General features: G+C 61.6%; 16 protein-coding genes. 8 read left to right on the top strand and 8 right to left on the bottom strand.

What is annotated here, in order from left to right:
• Positions 1 to 24 precede the first annotated feature (24 nt).
• Positions 25 to 927 (bottom strand): choline sulfate utilization transcriptional regulator, encoded by a 903-nt coding sequence (locus HJB82_RS11895; RefSeq protein ID WP_221140000.1) that lies wholly within the window; start codon positions 925 to 927, stop codon positions 25 to 27.
• 95 nt (positions 928 to 1022) lie between these two features.
• Between HJB82_RS11895 and betC the strand changes: the two genes are divergently transcribed.
• The gene (gene betC / locus HJB82_RS11890) at positions 1023 to 2537 is read left to right on the top strand and encodes a choline-sulfatase (RefSeq protein WP_221139999.1); all 1515 of its coding nucleotides are present in this window, start codon (positions 1023 to 1025) and stop codon (positions 2535 to 2537) included.
• Positions 2538 to 2546: 9 nt separating this feature from the next.
• Here betC and HJB82_RS11885 read toward each other — a convergent pair whose 3' ends face one another.
• Positions 2547 to 3407, bottom strand: a complete 861-nt coding sequence (locus HJB82_RS11885) for a TIM barrel protein (protein WP_221139997.1) — start codon at positions 3405 to 3407, stop codon at positions 2547 to 2549.
• A 65-nt stretch (positions 3408 to 3472) separates the two neighbouring features.
• The gene (locus HJB82_RS11880; RefSeq protein ID WP_221139996.1) at positions 3473 to 4843 is read right to left on the bottom strand and encodes an amidase; all 1371 of its coding nucleotides are present in this window, start codon (positions 4841 to 4843) and stop codon (positions 3473 to 3475) included.
• Between the two features lie 273 nt (positions 4844 to 5116).
• Between HJB82_RS11880 and HJB82_RS11875 the strand changes: the two genes are divergently transcribed.
• Together HJB82_RS11875 and HJB82_RS11870 are read left to right on the top strand one after the other, a co-directional pair.
• Positions 5117 to 5395 carry a hypothetical protein gene (locus HJB82_RS11875; protein ID WP_204330335.1) on the top strand — a complete coding sequence of 93 codons (279 nt, stop codon included), beginning with the start codon at positions 5117 to 5119 and terminating at the stop codon, positions 5393 to 5395.
• A gap of 126 nt (positions 5396 to 5521) precedes the next feature.
• Positions 5522 to 5953, top strand: a complete 432-nt coding sequence (locus tag HJB82_RS11870) for a DUF1810 domain-containing protein (protein WP_221139995.1) — start codon at positions 5522 to 5524, stop codon at positions 5951 to 5953.
• A gap of 61 nt (positions 5954 to 6014) precedes the next feature.
• Here HJB82_RS11870 and HJB82_RS11865 read toward each other — a convergent pair whose 3' ends face one another.
• Both HJB82_RS11865 and HJB82_RS11860 read right to left on the bottom strand, forming a co-directional pair.
• On the bottom strand, positions 6015 to 6209 hold the full coding sequence (locus HJB82_RS11865) for a hypothetical protein (protein WP_221139994.1): 195 nt from the start codon (positions 6207 to 6209) through the stop codon (positions 6015 to 6017).
• A gap of 71 nt (positions 6210 to 6280) precedes the next feature.
• Entirely contained in the window at positions 6281 to 6904 is a 624-nt protein-coding gene (locus tag HJB82_RS11860) for a TetR/AcrR family transcriptional regulator (RefSeq protein ID WP_221139993.1), read from the bottom strand.
• A 124-nt stretch (positions 6905 to 7028) separates the two neighbouring features.
• Here HJB82_RS11860 and HJB82_RS11855 point away from each other — a divergent pair, with 124 nt between their 5' ends.
• Positions 7029 to 7244 carry a hypothetical protein gene (locus tag HJB82_RS11855; RefSeq protein ID WP_007627616.1) on the top strand — a complete coding sequence of 72 codons (216 nt, stop codon included), beginning with the start codon at positions 7029 to 7031 and terminating at the stop codon, positions 7242 to 7244.
• Positions 7245 to 7299: 55 nt separating this feature from the next.
• Here the strand turns inward: HJB82_RS11855 and HJB82_RS11850 are convergent, their stop codons facing one another.
• Positions 7300 to 7827: a winged helix DNA-binding protein gene (locus tag HJB82_RS11850; RefSeq protein ID WP_221139992.1), complete on the bottom strand. Its 528-nt coding sequence runs from the start codon at positions 7825 to 7827 to the stop codon at positions 7300 to 7302.
• A gap of 87 nt (positions 7828 to 7914) precedes the next feature.
• Here HJB82_RS11850 and HJB82_RS11845 point away from each other — a divergent pair, with 87 nt between their 5' ends.
• Positions 7915 to 11523, top strand: a complete 3609-nt coding sequence (locus tag HJB82_RS11845) for a hydantoinase B/oxoprolinase family protein (protein ID WP_221140086.1) — start codon at positions 7915 to 7917, stop codon at positions 11521 to 11523.
• A gap of 206 nt (positions 11524 to 11729) precedes the next feature.
• Here HJB82_RS11845 and HJB82_RS11840 read toward each other — a convergent pair whose 3' ends face one another.
• On the bottom strand, positions 11730 to 12593 hold the full coding sequence (locus tag HJB82_RS11840; RefSeq protein WP_221139991.1) for a DUF1989 domain-containing protein: 864 nt from the start codon (positions 12591 to 12593) through the stop codon (positions 11730 to 11732).
• Between the two features lie 519 nt (positions 12594 to 13112).
• Positions 13113 to 13970, bottom strand: a complete 858-nt coding sequence (locus HJB82_RS11835) for an SDR family oxidoreductase (RefSeq protein ID WP_221139990.1) — start codon at positions 13968 to 13970, stop codon at positions 13113 to 13115.
• A 115-nt stretch (positions 13971 to 14085) separates the two neighbouring features.
• Here HJB82_RS11835 and HJB82_RS11830 point away from each other — a divergent pair, with 115 nt between their 5' ends.
• The 3 genes from HJB82_RS11830 to HJB82_RS11820 all read left to right on the top strand — a co-directional run bounded on the left by HJB82_RS11830 (position 14086) and on the right by HJB82_RS11820 (position 15765).
• The gene (locus tag HJB82_RS11830) at positions 14086 to 14334 is read left to right on the top strand and encodes a type II toxin-antitoxin system Phd/YefM family antitoxin (RefSeq protein WP_221140084.1); all 249 of its coding nucleotides are present in this window, start codon (positions 14086 to 14088) and stop codon (positions 14332 to 14334) included.
• A 70-nt stretch (positions 14335 to 14404) separates the two neighbouring features.
• Complete coding sequence (locus HJB82_RS11825; RefSeq protein WP_311044401.1) at positions 14405 to 14764, top strand: type II toxin-antitoxin system VapC family toxin; 360 nt, start codon at positions 14405 to 14407, stop codon at positions 14762 to 14764.
• A gap of 161 nt (positions 14765 to 14925) precedes the next feature.
• Positions 14926 to 15765 (top strand): IclR family transcriptional regulator, encoded by an 840-nt coding sequence (locus tag HJB82_RS11820; RefSeq protein ID WP_221139989.1) that lies wholly within the window; start codon positions 14926 to 14928, stop codon positions 15763 to 15765.
• Positions 15766 to 15786: the final 21 nt, after the last annotated feature.

The following is a 15786-nucleotide window of genomic DNA, read 5'->3' as shown; positions in this document are numbered from 1 at the left end:
CCAGCGGAGAAATGCATTGCGGCGCTAGAGCCTTTCGACCTCATCCACCAGCCAGGCACCGAGGCTTTCGCTATGCGCGCTTGGAGATCGCGGCGGCACCAGCCAGTAACCGCGGTCCTGCGCCTCGAGCGGCGGGCCGGCTTCGACCAGCATGCCCGCGGAGAGCAGCGTATCGACGAGCCCCATCCAGCCGATCGCCACACCCTGTCCGCTCAGCGCAGCCTGAACGACCAGCGAGTAGGTATTGAAGCTGATATCGCCGCGGCCGGCATGGATGTCGCGCAGGACGGAGAATTCGGTCAGATAACTGCGCCAGTCGAACCAGGGCGACGGCATCGGCGTGTCGAGATGGATCAGCACCGCCTTGGCAAGCTGCCCCGGATCGTCGAACGGACCGCTGCGATCGAGAAATCCCTGCGTGCAGACCGGCACGACCTTTTCTGGCAGCAGGAGCGTGCCGATGGCGCCGAATTCCGCACGCGTGCCGAAAACGACCGCGACATCCGCTTCGTCACGAAAGCCGGCCGAAAACCGCTGCGTCGCGACGATCTGTATATCCGTTTCCGGATGAAGAAGCCGAAATCCGTCCATGCGCGGGATCAGCCAAAGCGATGAAAAGGCATAGTCGGTTCTGAGCCGGACGACCGGTCTCTGGGCCTCGGCACGGAAGCTGCGGGCGAGCGCATCGATATCGCCGACTGCCTTGGCGGTGACGTCGAGAAGCCGCTCGCCTTCGGCAGTCAGCGTCACGCCGCGATGCTGGCGGCGCAGCAGGCTGACGCCGAGCTGCTCCTCCAGCCGACGGATCTGATAGCTGACGGCTGGCTGGGTCAGCCCGAGCAGCGCTGCGGCCGCCGAAAAGCTTCCAAGCCGCGCAACTTCGACGAAGATGCGCATCCATCCAAGCTCAAGCAAGCGGTCTGGCATAAAAATTCCTTTTGGCATCCATCGAAAAAAGCTGCCTTTACAGCGGCGATAATAGGCGCTTCAATAAAATCTGCAAATAGCATAGGAGGAGCCGGATGGCGCGCCCGAATATTCTCATCCTGATGGTGGATCAGTTGAACGGGACCTTGTTTCCCGATGGGCCTGCCGATTTTCTTCATGCGCCGCATCTGAAATCGCTGGCGGCGCGTTCCGTGCGCTTCGCCAACACCTATACGGCAAGCCCGCTCTGCGCACCGGCGCGGGCATCCTTCATGTCCGGGCAATTGCCGAGCCGGACGCGCGTCTACGACAATGCGGCAGAATTTGCCTCCGACATTCCGACCTACGCGCATCATCTGCGCGCCGCGGGATACCAGACGGCTCTATCAGGCAAGATGCATTTCGTCGGCCCCGACCAGCTTCATGGCTTCGAGGAGCGCCTAACGACGGATATCTACCCCGCCGATTTCGGCTGGACGCCCGACTATAGCAAGCCCGGCGAGCGCATAGACTGGTGGTATCACAATTTGGGTTCGGTGACCGGCGCCGGCGTTGCCGAGATCACCAACCAGATGGAATATGATGATGAGGTCGCCTACCACGCCGCCCGCAAGCTGCATGATCTCTCACGTGACCATGACGAACGCCCCTGGTGCCTGACCGTCAGCTTCACCCATCCGCACGACCCATATGTCGCACGCCGCAAATTCTGGGATCTCTACGAGGATTGTCCGGCACTTGACCCTGCGATTGCGCCGATTGCCTTCGAGCGGCAGGATCCGCATTCGCAGCGGCTGATGAAAGCCTGCGACCACGATGCTTTCAACATCAGCCCGGAAGAAATCCGGCGGGCAAGGCGGGGCTACTTTGCCAATATCTCCTATGTCGACGACAAGATCGGCGACATTCTCGGCGTCCTGGAACGGACCCGCATGGCTGACAATACCATCATCCTCTTCGTTTCCGACCATGGCGACATGCTCGGCGATCGCGGCCTCTGGTTCAAGATGAACTTCTTCGAAGGATCGGCCCGCGTTCCGCTGATGATGTCGGTCCCCGGCTGGACACCCAAGCGCATCGATCAGCCGGTCTCCACTCTCGACGTGACGCCGACGCTGGCGGCTCTTGCCGGCATCGATATCGCCTCGTTGAAACCGTGGACCGAAGGCGAGGATCTTACGGCACTGGCCGAGGGCATCGGCAGCCGCGGGCCGGTAGCGATGGAATATGCCGCCGAAGGTTCCGAGGCGCCGCTCGTCTGCATCAGGGACGGGCGACACAAGCTCTCGCTCTGCGAGAAGGACCCGCCGATGCTGTTCGATCTCGAAGCCGATCCGCGGGAATTGGACAATCTGGCAGACGACCCGGTTCATGCCGAAACCTTGGTAAGGCTTGTCGACCTGGCCAGGCGGCGCTGGAACCTTGCCGATTTCGACGCCGCCGTGCGCGAAAGCCAGGCGCGCCGCTGGGTGGTCTACGCAGCGCTGCGCAATGGCGCCTATTATCCCTGGGACTATCAGCCGCTGCAAAAAGCCTCGGAGCGCTATATGCGCAACCACATGGACCTGAACGTGCTAGAGGAAAGCCAGCGGTTTCCGCGTGAGGAATAGCGCTTCGGTTCAAGCCGTCCTGCGGGCCGGCGCTTCGCGCAGAAAATCCTCGATGAACTGCTTTTGCAGCAGGATACCGTCCCATTCGTCGGGGAAGAAGGGCGAGTCGTAGATCAGCGTGAAGGGGCCGGCGTAACCGGCCCGCTCGCACATCTCCAGGCACGTGCGGTAATCGTCGGCATCGAGGCCGGCAATGCCGTAATCGGCCTTTGCATGGCAGATTTCCGCCCGGCGCATGATGTCGGCGAGACCCTCGTATTTCGCCGGTGCCGCCCAATTGCCGAGGTCGCCGTTGAGGCCGACCTTGCCGTCCAGCCGGTCCAGCAGCCAGTTCATCTCGACAGGCGACGGCAGCAGGTCGAACCAGTTTTCGACCACGACGCGCACACCGCTGCCTTCGGCTATCTCGGCCAGCCAGCCGAGGTGACCGGCGACGCGGGCAAGGTTTTCCTCGGCCGGTTTCTGCTTGCCGGCGATGACGCGCATTCTCTGCGCCCCAAGCGCTGCCGCAATGTCGATCCACTGCGCCATCCATCCAACGTCGCGTTCGGCCGTCTCGGGATGGCTCGGATCGCCGTCCTCGACCAGCAGCGTCTGGAACAGCACGTCCGAGGCCGCCATCGCATCGCGCAATTCGCTGATATAGCCGGCGTCGAGGCTCGGCAGATGAAAGGAACAAATCTCCAGCCGGTTGACGCCGCGCGCCGCCAGCGCTGCCGGCATGTCGATCAGCGCCGCTGCCCCCGGGCCATAGGGTTCTTTCGCTGCCGCGCTCTTGTCCGGATCGGGACTGTAAGCATAAACGGCGCCGAGCAGCCGATGCAGCGACCATGTCGAAACCGCGAAACGTCCGTTTTGCAAAAGCTGCACGTGTCGTCCTCCAGCATCTCCTGATGCCATCAATCGCAATAAAAGCCCGGCGGTTCAATTCCCATTCAACGGAAATCGCCGCGGACGGTCGGCTCGGCGGCAAGGGCGATCCTCAGCAGCGCTTCGTCGCGATGGGCGGTGGCCGAGAGCAGCAAGCCGACCGGCATGCCGGATGCACCCGTGCCGCAGGGAATGGAGACGCCGCACCAGTCGAGGAAATTGCCGAGCGCGGTGTTGCGCAGCGTCTTGTTGTTCGTCGCGAAGAACAGTTCGTCGTCCTCTTCCAGCGGTCCGATCGGCGGAGCGACATGGGCGACCGTCGGAAAAGCGAGCAGCCGGTCGCCGACAAGGCGCTCGACATCGCTGATCAGGCGACCGCGCGCCTCGAGGATCGCCAGGTAATCGGCCAGTGTCGTCTTGGCTCCCAAGCGGGTGCGCATGACGACGCGGTGGTCCATCCTGTCCGCCTCCGGTCCCGCCAAGCGTTGATGATGAAGCGCGAAAGCTTCCGCGGTGACCAGCGGGCCATATCTCGTCATCAGATCGAATATCGCGTCGAAGGCGGGAATGACGGTGCGGGAAACATGGGCGCCGGCCTTTTGAAGACGTTCCAAAGCGGCTTCAAAGGCGGCGATCACGCCCGGTTCGGCTCCGTCGAAGACGATATTTTCCGGTACGAGCAATTCCAGCCCCTGCAGGGGACGCTCGACGACGTCAGGCGCGATCCGGCCGCGCATCGCCGCATCGATCCACACCGCATCCCTGACGCTGCGGCAGAGCGGCCCCAGCGAATCCAGGCTCTTGGCAAGCGGATAGACGCCGTCCATGACATGACGGCCGCGGGTCGCCTTGTAGCCGACGATGCCGTTGAAGGCGGCGGGAATACGCACCGAGCCGCCGGTATCCGTGCCCATCGCGACCGGCACCAGGCCGGCTGCGACGGCGACACCGGCACCGGAGGACGAGCCGCCCGGAATGCGCGGGAGATCGGTGCCGTGCGGATTGACCGGCGTGCCGTAATGCGGATTGATGCCGAGGCCGGAAAAGGCAAATTCGCTCATATTGGTACGGCCGATGGCGACCATGCCGGCCTGCCGGAGGAGGTCGACGACGGCCGCATCGCGCTTGGCCGGCGCGTCCCCGGCCAGCACGACGGAACCCGCCGTCGTCGCCAGGCCTTTGATATCGAAAAGATCCTTCCAGGCGATCGGAATGCCGTCCAGCAATCCGAGCGAGCGCCCTTCCCGCAAACGCTTCGAAGAGGCGCGCGCCTCCTGCATCGCCCGGCCTTCCAGGAGCGTGGTGAATACCGCCTTGTCGGCGTAATCGGCGATGGTTTCGAAGACCGCCTCGGCCACGTCGACCGGATCGGCCGCGCCACCTTGAATGAGGACGGAAAGCTGGGCGACCGACATCGCGCCGAAGGACTTGCTCATGGGACGATCCACAGAAAGATGACCCCCTGGACTACCCCGGATCATTCCGTCGAACCAGAGCATCACGATATTTTGCATTTATTAGGACGGTTTTTTGAACACTGAGTTTGCAGATTGCCCCTTCAATTGCCGCGATTAAAGACACACATGCTGCACGCATGCGGGAGTCGGTCCGCCATGAGGGTTGAGAGTTATTCTTGAGAGACCGGCGCCACATGTGTTGCAGGAGTAATGAAGATGACAGATTGTGAAAATTTGACCCGTCGCCAGGATATGGTGACCCTCCATGTGAAAGAGGATGGAACCGCCGGCTTGGGCGAGCGCGACTATGTGGAACATGTCAGCGCCCAGAAACTTTCGGGCTTCGAGCGGATTGTCGTGGTCGCAGCGCTGGCTCTCTTGAGCTTTGTCGGTTTTGCCGCATATTCTTCCAGTGAGACGGACCCGGTGACGACATCGGCCATTGCCGCCCCCGCTGGCGACAGCGCGCCGCACCATCAGCCCTACGGCCATTGCCGTGAGAGCAGCCCTTATGCTGAAAGGGTCTGCTGAGGGCGAGCGCGGCTCACCCCTGGCAAGCTAGCTTGCCAGGGCAAGCTAGCTTGCCGGGGCAAACTCGTTCGCCGGGCATGGAGGCCTTGGCCTATGCTGCATAATGCAGAAAAAGGGTAAAGGGCCATGGCCGGTGATATCGATTACAATCTCGACCGCTTCATCGATGCCCAGAACGGCATTTACGAACAAGCGCTCTCCGAGCTGAAAGCCGGGCGCAAGACGTCCCATTGGATGTGGTTCGTCTTCCCGCAGATATCAGGTCTCGGCACGTCGGCAATGGCCGAAAAATATGCGATCCGTTCGGCCGAGGAAGCTGCTGCCTATCTTGCCGATGCCATTCTCTCAAGCCGGCTGCTGCGCTGCATCGAGGCCATATTGTCGGTTGACGGCCGATCGGCGCTTCAGATCCTCGGTTCACCCGATGACCTGAAACTACGCTCGTCGATGACCTTGTTTGCCGCGATCAGCGACCATGGCTCGCCCTTCCACCGGGTGATCGAGCATTTCTACCAAGGAAAATTCGACGAACGGACGATGGAAATCCTCCGGACTTAGAACAGGTAGATTTTAGGCCCGGTCGGCCCAATGTCGTCCGAGACAGCGACAGTTTTCGGCATCATGCTCTGGCGGCCCGGCCTGCTTCCAGCGCAGCTATTTCGTCGGAGATTTCGTTCAGCCGCTGACGCAGATCGCTGTCGGTGCCGTCATCGACCTCTTCCTCGCCGAAACAATAGCGCGCGTCGTGAAGCTCCAGCTTGGCTTCGAGCTCGGCGCGTTTGGCATACAGGTGCTTGAGATAGACGTGGTTCATCTCCCGGTCTCCACTTGTCCTCCGGTGATGGAAAAACGGTATGGAAGCGGTAAGGTTCCCGAAAGACCGGTTCAGGCGAAAGAAGCGATCGCCGCGTTGCAGGCTTTGGCGAAATGACCGCAGCAGCCGGCAGCACCCATAGCCTGGCGGCTGACGCGCGCACCTTCGAGCAGCAGCGTCAGCGTATCGGCAAGAAGGTCGGGCTCGCGCGCATCGGCCGCCGAACAGAGCGCGGCCAGGCGATCACGCTGTTCGGCCTTGTGGCGCTCGATCATCTCGTGGGCGGGATGGCCCTCGCCCTTCAGCTCGATGGCGGCATTGGCGAGATCGCAGCCGGCGGGCTCGCCGTTCAGACATTGCGCCCGCATCTCGACCCAGGCGTATAGCTGGGCGCGCGGATCGCCGGGATAGGCCGCCTCCAGCTCGCGCCAGATCGCATCTGCCTTTTCCGAGGCGCGGCGCAATGTTTCGCAGACGAGTTCGTCCTTCGAGCCGAAATGCCGGTAGAGCGTCATCTTGTTGGTGAGAGCCGCGTCGGCGATGGCATCGACGCCGATGCCGCGGATACCGCGCTCGCGGAAAAGCTCCGAGGCGGTCGAGACGATACGTTCCCGCGGTGGGATGCGATCCTCTGGAACGGCTGCGGAGATTTCATTCGAAGTTTCTGATTTTTTTGCGGACGTAGTCCTTGACATCGATGTGACCGATCGGTAACAAATGCATTGTTACTTACCGGTAACACCACGAAACGCGAAAGTCAACGAGAACACGGCAGCGCAAAGTGGAACACGGGCGACCGCCCACGAAAGGAGGACAACCATGAGAAAGACCAGAGACGACCTGACGATATCCGAAGCCCTTCGCGACCCCCTGATCGCCATGGTGTTGCGCGCCGACGGCGTGAAGCTTGAAGATTTCAAGCAACTCCTGGAGACGGCCGCCGGTAAACGCGAACCGCGCTCGACCTCGGTGGGCAACATGATCGGAGCGCTCGCAAGCCGCGCCAATCTGCCGGCGATGCCCTGCTTCGGCTGAACAATCGGCTTGAAAATTTCGGGGGATCTTTCCCTGCCCCCGTCAAGGGCTGCCGTCAGAAAGAGGCGGCGGCCCTTGCCGCTTGATCGTAATGCCCTGAAAGCGCCCTGAGCGTCGCCGCCACAGCCGATGCCGCCGCAGCATCGAGCCCGAGCCTGTTCATAGACTCCACCAGCAACGCCTCCCGCACCGCCCGGTATTTCAGGCAGATTTCAACGCCTTTTTCGGTGGCGGCGATCAGCTTCTCCTTGCCTGCCCGCGCGCTTGTCACGAGGCCGCGCCTTTCCAGCTTCTTGATCGCGTAGATTACCAGATGCGTATCCTCGACACCGAGCACGCTGCAGAGATCGCCGAGCCGCTTCGGCCGCTGCCTGTGGGCCACCGAATGCAGCACCAGCACGTCGATTGCAGCACAGCCGGGCTCGCCCGCCGCCGTCATGCAGCGAACCATCCAGCGATCGAAGGCATTGCCGGCGAGGATCAGGCCGAATTCCAGCTCCGAAAGAGCCGGCAGCGCTCCATCTGCCAGATGTGCGGAGGAGACGATCGGCCCGATTTCCTGTCGCCCGCGCTGATCTGCCATGTCGCCCCTCCATGATTTCGAGAAGATAACGTTGACATTTTATCGATAAATCGTCAATAAATTTTCAGTTCAATGGGAGGCCGGATGATGGGCAGACAGTGGGATTTCTGGGTCGATCGCGGCGGCACTTTCACCGATATCGTCGCGCGCCGTCCCGACGGTTCGCTCACCGCCCACAAGCTGCTCTCGGAAAATCCGGAAGCCTATCGCGACCCGGCGGTGCACGGGATCCGTGAGCTGCTTGGTGTGACAGCCGGCCAGCCAATCCCTTCCGAGCTTATCGGTGCGGTGAAAATGGGAACGACGGTCGCCACCAATGCGCTTTTGGAACGCAAGGGCGATCCGACCCTGCTGGTGACGACGAAGGGCTTTCGCGATGCGCTGGAGATCGGCTACCAGGCCCGCGCCGATATCTTCGCCAAGAAGATCGTCAAACCAGAACTGCTCTATGCCGACGTTATCGAGGCCGAGGAGCGCGTGCTGGCGGACGGCACGGTGGAACGCGTCCTCGATGAACATGTCTTGCGGCAAGCACTGGAAGCCGCCTATACCAACGGCCTGCGCGCCGTTGCCATCGTCTTCATGCATGCCTACCGCTACCCCCAGCATGAGCAGCAGGCCGCCGCCATCGCGCACGCGATCGGCTTCACGCAGATCTCGCCGTCGCACGTGGTTTCACCGCTAATCAAGCTCGTCGGCCGCGGCGACACTGCCGTCGTCGACGCCTATCTGTCACCGGTTCTTCGGCGCTATGTCGATCAGGTCGCCGCCGAACTCGGCACCGTCGAGGGAGAAGGTCCGAAGCTGATGTTCATGCAGTCCTCCGGCGGGCTGACCGATGCGCATCTCTTCCAGGGAAAGGACGCGATCCTCTCGGGCCCCGCCGGCGGGGTGGTGGGCGCGGTCGAGGTCTCGCGCATCGCCGGTTTCATCAAGATGATCGGCTTCGACATGGGCGGCACCTCAACCGACGTCTCGCATTACGACGGTGAACTGGAACGCGCCTTCGAGACCGAAGTCGCCGGCGTGCGGATGCGCGCGCCGATGATGAAGATCCATACCGTCGCTGCCGGCGGCGGTTCGATCTTGAGCTATGACGGTTCGCGCTTCCGCGTCGGCCCTGAATCGGCCGGTGCGACACCCGGCCCGATATCCTATCGGCGCGGCGGCCCGCTCACCGTTACCGATGCCAACATCATGGCCGGCAAGCTGCTGCCGGAATTCTTCCCTGAAATCTTCGGCCCGTTGCAGGACCTGCCGCTCGATGCCGAGACAGTGCGCGCCGCCTTCGCCGAAATGGCGCAGACGATCGGCGGCGGGCGGACGGCGGAAGATGTCGCCGACGGTTTTCTCGCCATCGCCGTCGAGAACATGGCCAACGCCATCAAGAAGATCTCCGTCCAGCGCGGTTATGACGTTTCGGACTATGCGCTCACCTGCTTCGGCGGTGCCGGCGGCCAGCATGCCTGCCTCGTCGCCGACAGCCTCGGCATGAAGACCGTGCTGATCCACCCCTTCTCCGGCATTCTCTCGGCCTATGGCATGGGTCTTGCCGATATCCGCGCCACGCGCCAGCGCGCGGTGCTGACGGAACTCGCCGCAGCGTTGATGACGATCGCCGACGTCCGGGCCGGGTTGGCCGAGGAGGTGCGCGAGGAGTTGACGCTGCAGGGTGTCGAGGCTGCCGACATGGAGATCGTCACCCGGCTGCACCTGCAATACAAAGGCACCGACACCGCCCTGCCCGTCGCCTTCGGGCCGCAGGAGGAAATGGCGCAGGCCTTTGCCGCCGCCCATAAGAAGCAGTTCGGCTTCATCTTCGAAGACCGGCCTGTTGTCGTCGATTCCATCGAGGTCGAGGGCATTGGCGGCGGCGCCGACATCGAGGAGGCGGACATACAGGCGGAAGCCTTCGAGCCGGAAGCCCTGCGCACAACCCGCTTCTATTCCGGCGGAACATGGCGCGAAGCCGGCATTTTCAGGCGCGACGGGCTGAAGCCGGGCGCCGTCCTCAAGGGCCCCGCCCTCATCATCGAACCGCATCAGACGATCGTTGTCGAAGCCGGCTGGCAGGCACGGCTTACCGGCCACGACCATATCGTGCTCACCCGCGAGATCCCGCTGTCGCGCAATGCGGCGATCGGCACCAGCGCCGATCCGGTCATGCTCGAAGTCTTCAACAATCTGTTCATGGCGATCGCCGAGCAGATGGGGGTGACGCTGCAGAACACTGCTCATTCGGTCAACATCAAGGAGCGGCTCGATTTCTCCTGCGCCGTCTTCGACCGCACCGGCGCGCTCGTCGCCAATGCGCCGCATATGCCGGTGCATCTCGGCTCGATGGACCGGTCGGTCGAAACGATCATCCGCCTCAATGAAGGCCGCATCCGCCCGGGCGACGTCTTCGCGCTCAACGCTCCCTACAATGGCGGCACGCATCTGCCCGACATCACCGTCGTCACGCCTGTTTTCGACGATCCGGGCGAAGTCATCCTCTTCTACGTCGCCTCGCGCGGTCATCATGCCGATATCGGCGGCAAGGCGCCGGGCTCGATGACGCCGAGGGCGACGAAGGTCGACGAGGAAGGCGTGCTGATCGACAATTTCCTGCTGGTCGACGAAGGCCGTTTCCGTGAGGGCGACTTCGCAGCGATGCTGCAGGACCATCCCTACCCTGCCCGCAATCCGGCCCAGAACGTCGCCGACGTCAAGGCGCAGATCGCCGCCAACGAAAAGGGCGTGCAGGAATTGCGCAAGATGGTCTCCCATTTCGGGCTCGACGTCGTCGAGGCCTATATGGGCCATGTGCAGGACAATGCCGAAGAGAGCGTCCGCCGGGTGATCGCCCGTCTGAGCGACAGCGAATTCACCTATCCCACCGACCAGGGCGCCGTCATCAAGGTGAAGATCACCGTCGACAGAAAAGCGCGTGAGGCGACGGTCGATTTCACCGGCACGAGCGCGCAGCAGCCGACCAATTTCAATGCGCCGGAACCAGTGACGCGCGCCGCCGTGCTTTATGTCTTCCGGGTCATGGTCGAGCAGCCGATCCCGATGAATGCCGGCTGCCTGCGGCCGATCCGGATCATCGTGCCCGATGGCTCGATGCTGCGTCCGGCCTATCCGGCCGCCGTCGTCGCCGGCAATGTCGAGACCAGCCAGCATGTGACCAATGCGCTGTTCGGGGCGCTCGGAACGCTGGCGGCAGCGCAGGGCTCGATGAACAACCTGACCTTCGGCAACGCCGTTTATCAATATTACGAGACGATCTGCGCCGGCGGCCCCGCCGGTCTGCTCAACGACGGCGCCGGCTTCAGCGGCGCCGATGGTGTGCACACGCACATGACCAACTCACGGTTGACCGATCCTGAGGTGCTGGAATTCCGTTTTCCCGTCGTGCTCGAAGATTTCCACATCCGCCGCGGCTCCGGCGGCAAGGGAAAGTATAGCTCCGGCGGCGGAACTGAGCGCAGCATCCGCTTCCTGGAGATGATGGATTGCAGCATTCTCTCCTCGCATCGCATGATCCGGCCGTTCGGCCTCTTCGGCGGGGAAGACGGGCAATTGGGAAAAACCGAGATCCGTCGCGCGGACGGCAAGGTCGAAAGGCTGGAGGGCGCTGACCAGGCAATGCTCGCCGCCGGCGACGCCGTGATCGTCACGACACCGACCGGCGGTGGCTACGGCAAGACATAGGTGCACTTGACGCCACAGCCAACTTTTGCCGCGTGCAGGACTGTAAGATCGTTTGGCTGTTCTCCTCCGACCCCAAGCAAGAAGACACTTTCTGGGGCAAATAAGGCGCCGAGCCGCGACCAACGGACCGAAAGCGTCGCTGCCCGTACCACGATCACTTTCAAGGAAATAGTGAGCTCGGCACGCTGCCGCGACAGGAGAGGCCCTCAATCAAGCCCGTGGCTTCGGTCATATCCATTCAAAGCGCGCGTCTTCCAATTCAATGGATAGCCTGCTGGTTTGAAGACTTCAACGATTAGGGGATAGCAGGCGGCCATGTCAGAGGAATGGACGGTAGAGCAGTCGCCTCCGGGGCATGCGGATATGCAGCCTAAAAGATCGATCTCGGCGAAGAATTCGAGGTAATCATTCGGCCGCACAGGGCTTGCCTTCATGAAGTACTGTCCGGTGTCGCGCGAAAATCCGGTGCACATGAAGACGTTCAGAATATCATGAACATGCAGTTCCGCTTCATTGATCGGAAGACCAGTTCTCTGTGCTAAGGCGCGGGTCAGGTTGGAGTGGCAGCAATAATGGTACTGCCCGCCGTCGCTCAGTAGGTTGTGGGTGTAAGGGTCACAACGTGTACCGATGACGTCGTGGACTGACCCGCCGAATTCGTCAAAACCATACCAATCGAGGGTATCGTGAGTTATGGTTGCGATCGGCCGGAGGTAGGGGAAGTTGGAAAAAAGCTGATCGCCAACGCCCACATGCGTCCCATTCAGGGCGCGCGTCTTGCCGCTGTAAAAGCGCTCGCCAATGTTCTTCAGGTTGAACAGGTTCAGGTCGCCAACCTGCGCGCCCTCGGAACAAATGATCCTGCAGAAATGACCAGCGGGGACCTCCCACGTTGCAGCATCGCGCGGTGGGACGGTCACTCGATCAACGAGCTCCAACGCATCACGAAGCGTCCGATAGGCAGATAAGTCGGGGCGTGGCAGCGTGTCTGTCGGATAGCAGATGACGGGTTTAATCGCTTTCCGTACATCGGCATCGGCGGGAGCGGTGGTCATCGAGGTGGTTTTCATGTTGACGATCTCATACGGCTGAATTGTTTGGCAGGGACGATGGCAAGTCAGCACCGTCTAGACCAGTCGTTCATAGCTATGAAGTGACAAAGTCGGATCCGAAGCGGATTTCCCCACGCTGAAACTGAATAGCCCTCGCCAAGCGCCAGAGTTGGCAATTGCGAGGGCGAATTGAAGCAGGCCGACTAATGGGTGTCGGCCGGAATGTAATCGATTCCATTCGGATAATAGACGAAAAACACGCAGTCTTCGGGACCCATACACTTGTTGACGCCTTTGCCGGCTGGCACCAGGTCGAGCCCGGTTGTATCGTCATAGGGGCTTCTGCCCCTCCAGCATTTCGAACCGTTGCTCTGACGTGGTAAGCTGCCTCGACAAGTTTGAGCGACAGGGCACCCTGCGGGCCGGAGAGTTTATCCGCAAATCCTACCGAAGGTGGAACCGAACTCGGACGGGCTGGCGCTCCCGGCCAATGATTCCGCAGCGTAAGCGATGCAGATGGCGGATCGGGGTTCCGTCCTAGAGAATTGGTTTGCCGCCGGTGACCGCGATTGTCGCGCCGGAGACATAGCTCGACAAGGGATCGGCCAGCATCACATAGGTCGTCGCCAGTTCGGCCGGCTGGCCGGGCCGTTTCATCGGCACCTGCTTGCCGAAACTGCTGACGCTTTCCTCTGGCAGGGTCGACGGAATGAGCGGCGTCCAGATTGGGCCCGGCGCCACCGCATTGGCGCGAATGCCTTTCTCCGCCAGAAGCTGGGCGAGCCCGGCCGTGAAATTCTGGATCGCGCCCTTGGTCGTCGCATAGGCAAGCAGGGTCGGGTTCGGGCTGTCCGAATTGATCGACGCGGTGTTGATGATGGAACTGCCGGGCTTCATATGGGGAACGGCCGCCTTGGTCAGGTAGAACATCGCATGGATATTGACCCTGAAGGTCAGTTCCCACTCCTCATCGCTGATCTCGTCGATACTCTTGAAGCTCGCCTGATGAGCCGCATTGCTGACCAGAATGTCGATCCCACCAAGCTCCTTAACCGCCGTTTCGACGATCTGCCGGCAGTGGGCGGGATCCTGAATGTCGCCACTGACGAGCAAAGCCTTGCGCCCGGCCTGCTCGACCAGCCGTTTCGTCTCGTCGGCGTCCTCGTCCTCATCGAGATAGGAGATCAAAAGGTCGGCGCCTTCCCGGGCATAGGCGATCGCCACCGCCCGGCCGATACCGCTATCGCCGCCAGTGATGATCGCCCGCTTGCCCTTCAGCCGCTCGGACCCGCGATAGCTTTTTTCGCCATGGTCGGGAACGGGGTCCATCTGTGCGGTGAAACCCGGCATCGGCTGCTTCTGGGATGGGAAAGGCGGTGTTGGATAATTCGTCATCATGATCTCCTGGGTTCGGGATCAAACTCAGGCTGCGGCTTGTTGTTCCAGCGGCATTGCAGCCGAATGACTTTGCGATTAAAATGACCAGAAAATTGGTCAGAATGGACGCATGATGGCAAGTGTCAACCTAGCGGAAGCAAAAGCTCATCTCAGTGAATTGCTCAATCGCGTCGAAGCTGGTGAGACCGTCGAGATATTGCGACATGGCAAGCCTGTGGCACAGCTCGTGCCGGTGAAGACGCCGAAAAAGCCACTCGATGTCGAGCGGTTGAGGGCAATGACTGCCTCAATGAAACCGCCGGCCGAACCGGTCGATTCCATGACCTTTGTCCGCGATATGCGCGATACCGATCGTTATTGAATTGCCCATGCTTTACATCGACACATCAGTGCTCGTCGCCGCTTGAACGGTCGAAACCCGCACGGCCGACGTGCAGCAATGGCTGGCGAAACTTGCTTCTCAAGAGATGGCCGTCAGCGGCTGGACGATCGCCGAATTTTCAAGCGCCATCGCGCTCAAAGCAAGAAAAGGACAGATCGATCAAGACGATCGCAGCAAGGCTTTGGCGATGTTCAATGAACTGTGCTCAACGACATTCGAGCTCTTGCCGACATCGCGCGCGCATTTCGTGGATGCAGCCCGTATGACCGATCAATTCGAAATCGGACTTCGCGCCGGCGATGCGCTCCACCTCGCTATCGCGGTCGGCAGCGGCGCGACGCTCATCACGCTGGACAAAGGGCTGGCAAGAGCCTGCAGCATCGTCGGTGCGCCTCATCGGTTGTTGTGAAAACGACGATATCGCGACGGATGGATCCCGGTGTCACGCGGCTCTCAATGCTTCCACCGCTGTCGCAACCGCCCACACAATCAACCTACAAAATGTTGCGATTTGCCACAGCGAACACTATCCCATAGTAATGTAACATGATCGCAGTTTTAACGAGGTGCATGGAATTGGACGGAAAGACATCACCCGCAGTTTACACCGAAGATGAGGCCCATGCCGACGACGTCGCCGGCAAGGGTGCGCGTCGCGCCCGCGTCAGCGGCATCGACCGTGCGCTTCAAGTGATCGATCATCTTTATGAGACCGGCTCGCCTGCCGGCGTCTATGCGATCGCCAAGGCAGTGAAGGCGCCGCTGTCGACCGTTTACGTCATCGTCGACGATCTGGTCGAGAAGAACATGCTGACGCGCCAGGCGGACGGCTCGATCTGGCTCGGCGCCCGGCTCTATCATTACGGCCTTGCCTATGCCCGCTCGCTGGATTTCATGAGCATCGCCACCCACGAGATGCACGATCTCTGTCGCCAGGCCGGCGAAACCGTGCAGGTCTGCGGCCGCGACGGCGACTATATGCTGGTGCTTGCCATGGCCGACGGCCCGAGCCATTTCCAGGTGGCGTCCCGCGTCGGTACCCGCGTGCCGCTGAACTGGACGGCGTCTGGCCGCCTGCTTGCCGGCCACCTGCCGGAGGAGGAGCGCATCGAGCTATTCAAGCGCTGCGCCCGATCGTCACCGACCGGCCGCGCCGAGATTGATCCGAGCACCCTGTCAGAAGCCGCCGGCAAGGCCTTCGAGGCGCGCCTGTCGATCCAGGCGGGAGAATCGGATTATGCGGTTGCCTGCATCGCCTCGCCGATCTGCGATCGCGACGGCCAGTGCGTCGCCACCATTTCCATCGTGCTGCCGGAACAGAAGGCCTTTTCCGACGAAAATCACTATACCACGCACGTGCGCAGTTCGGCGGAGCGGATCGAAAAGCTGATGGGCTGGCGCAACCGCTGAGCGCTTCGCTCGTCAGCGGAT

It is taken from the genome of Rhizobium sp. NZLR10 (genome assembly GCF_019685125.1).
Lineage (GTDB): Bacteria > Pseudomonadota > Alphaproteobacteria > Rhizobiales > Rhizobiaceae > Rhizobium.
This window is presented reverse-complemented; position numbering and strand designations above follow the sequence as displayed.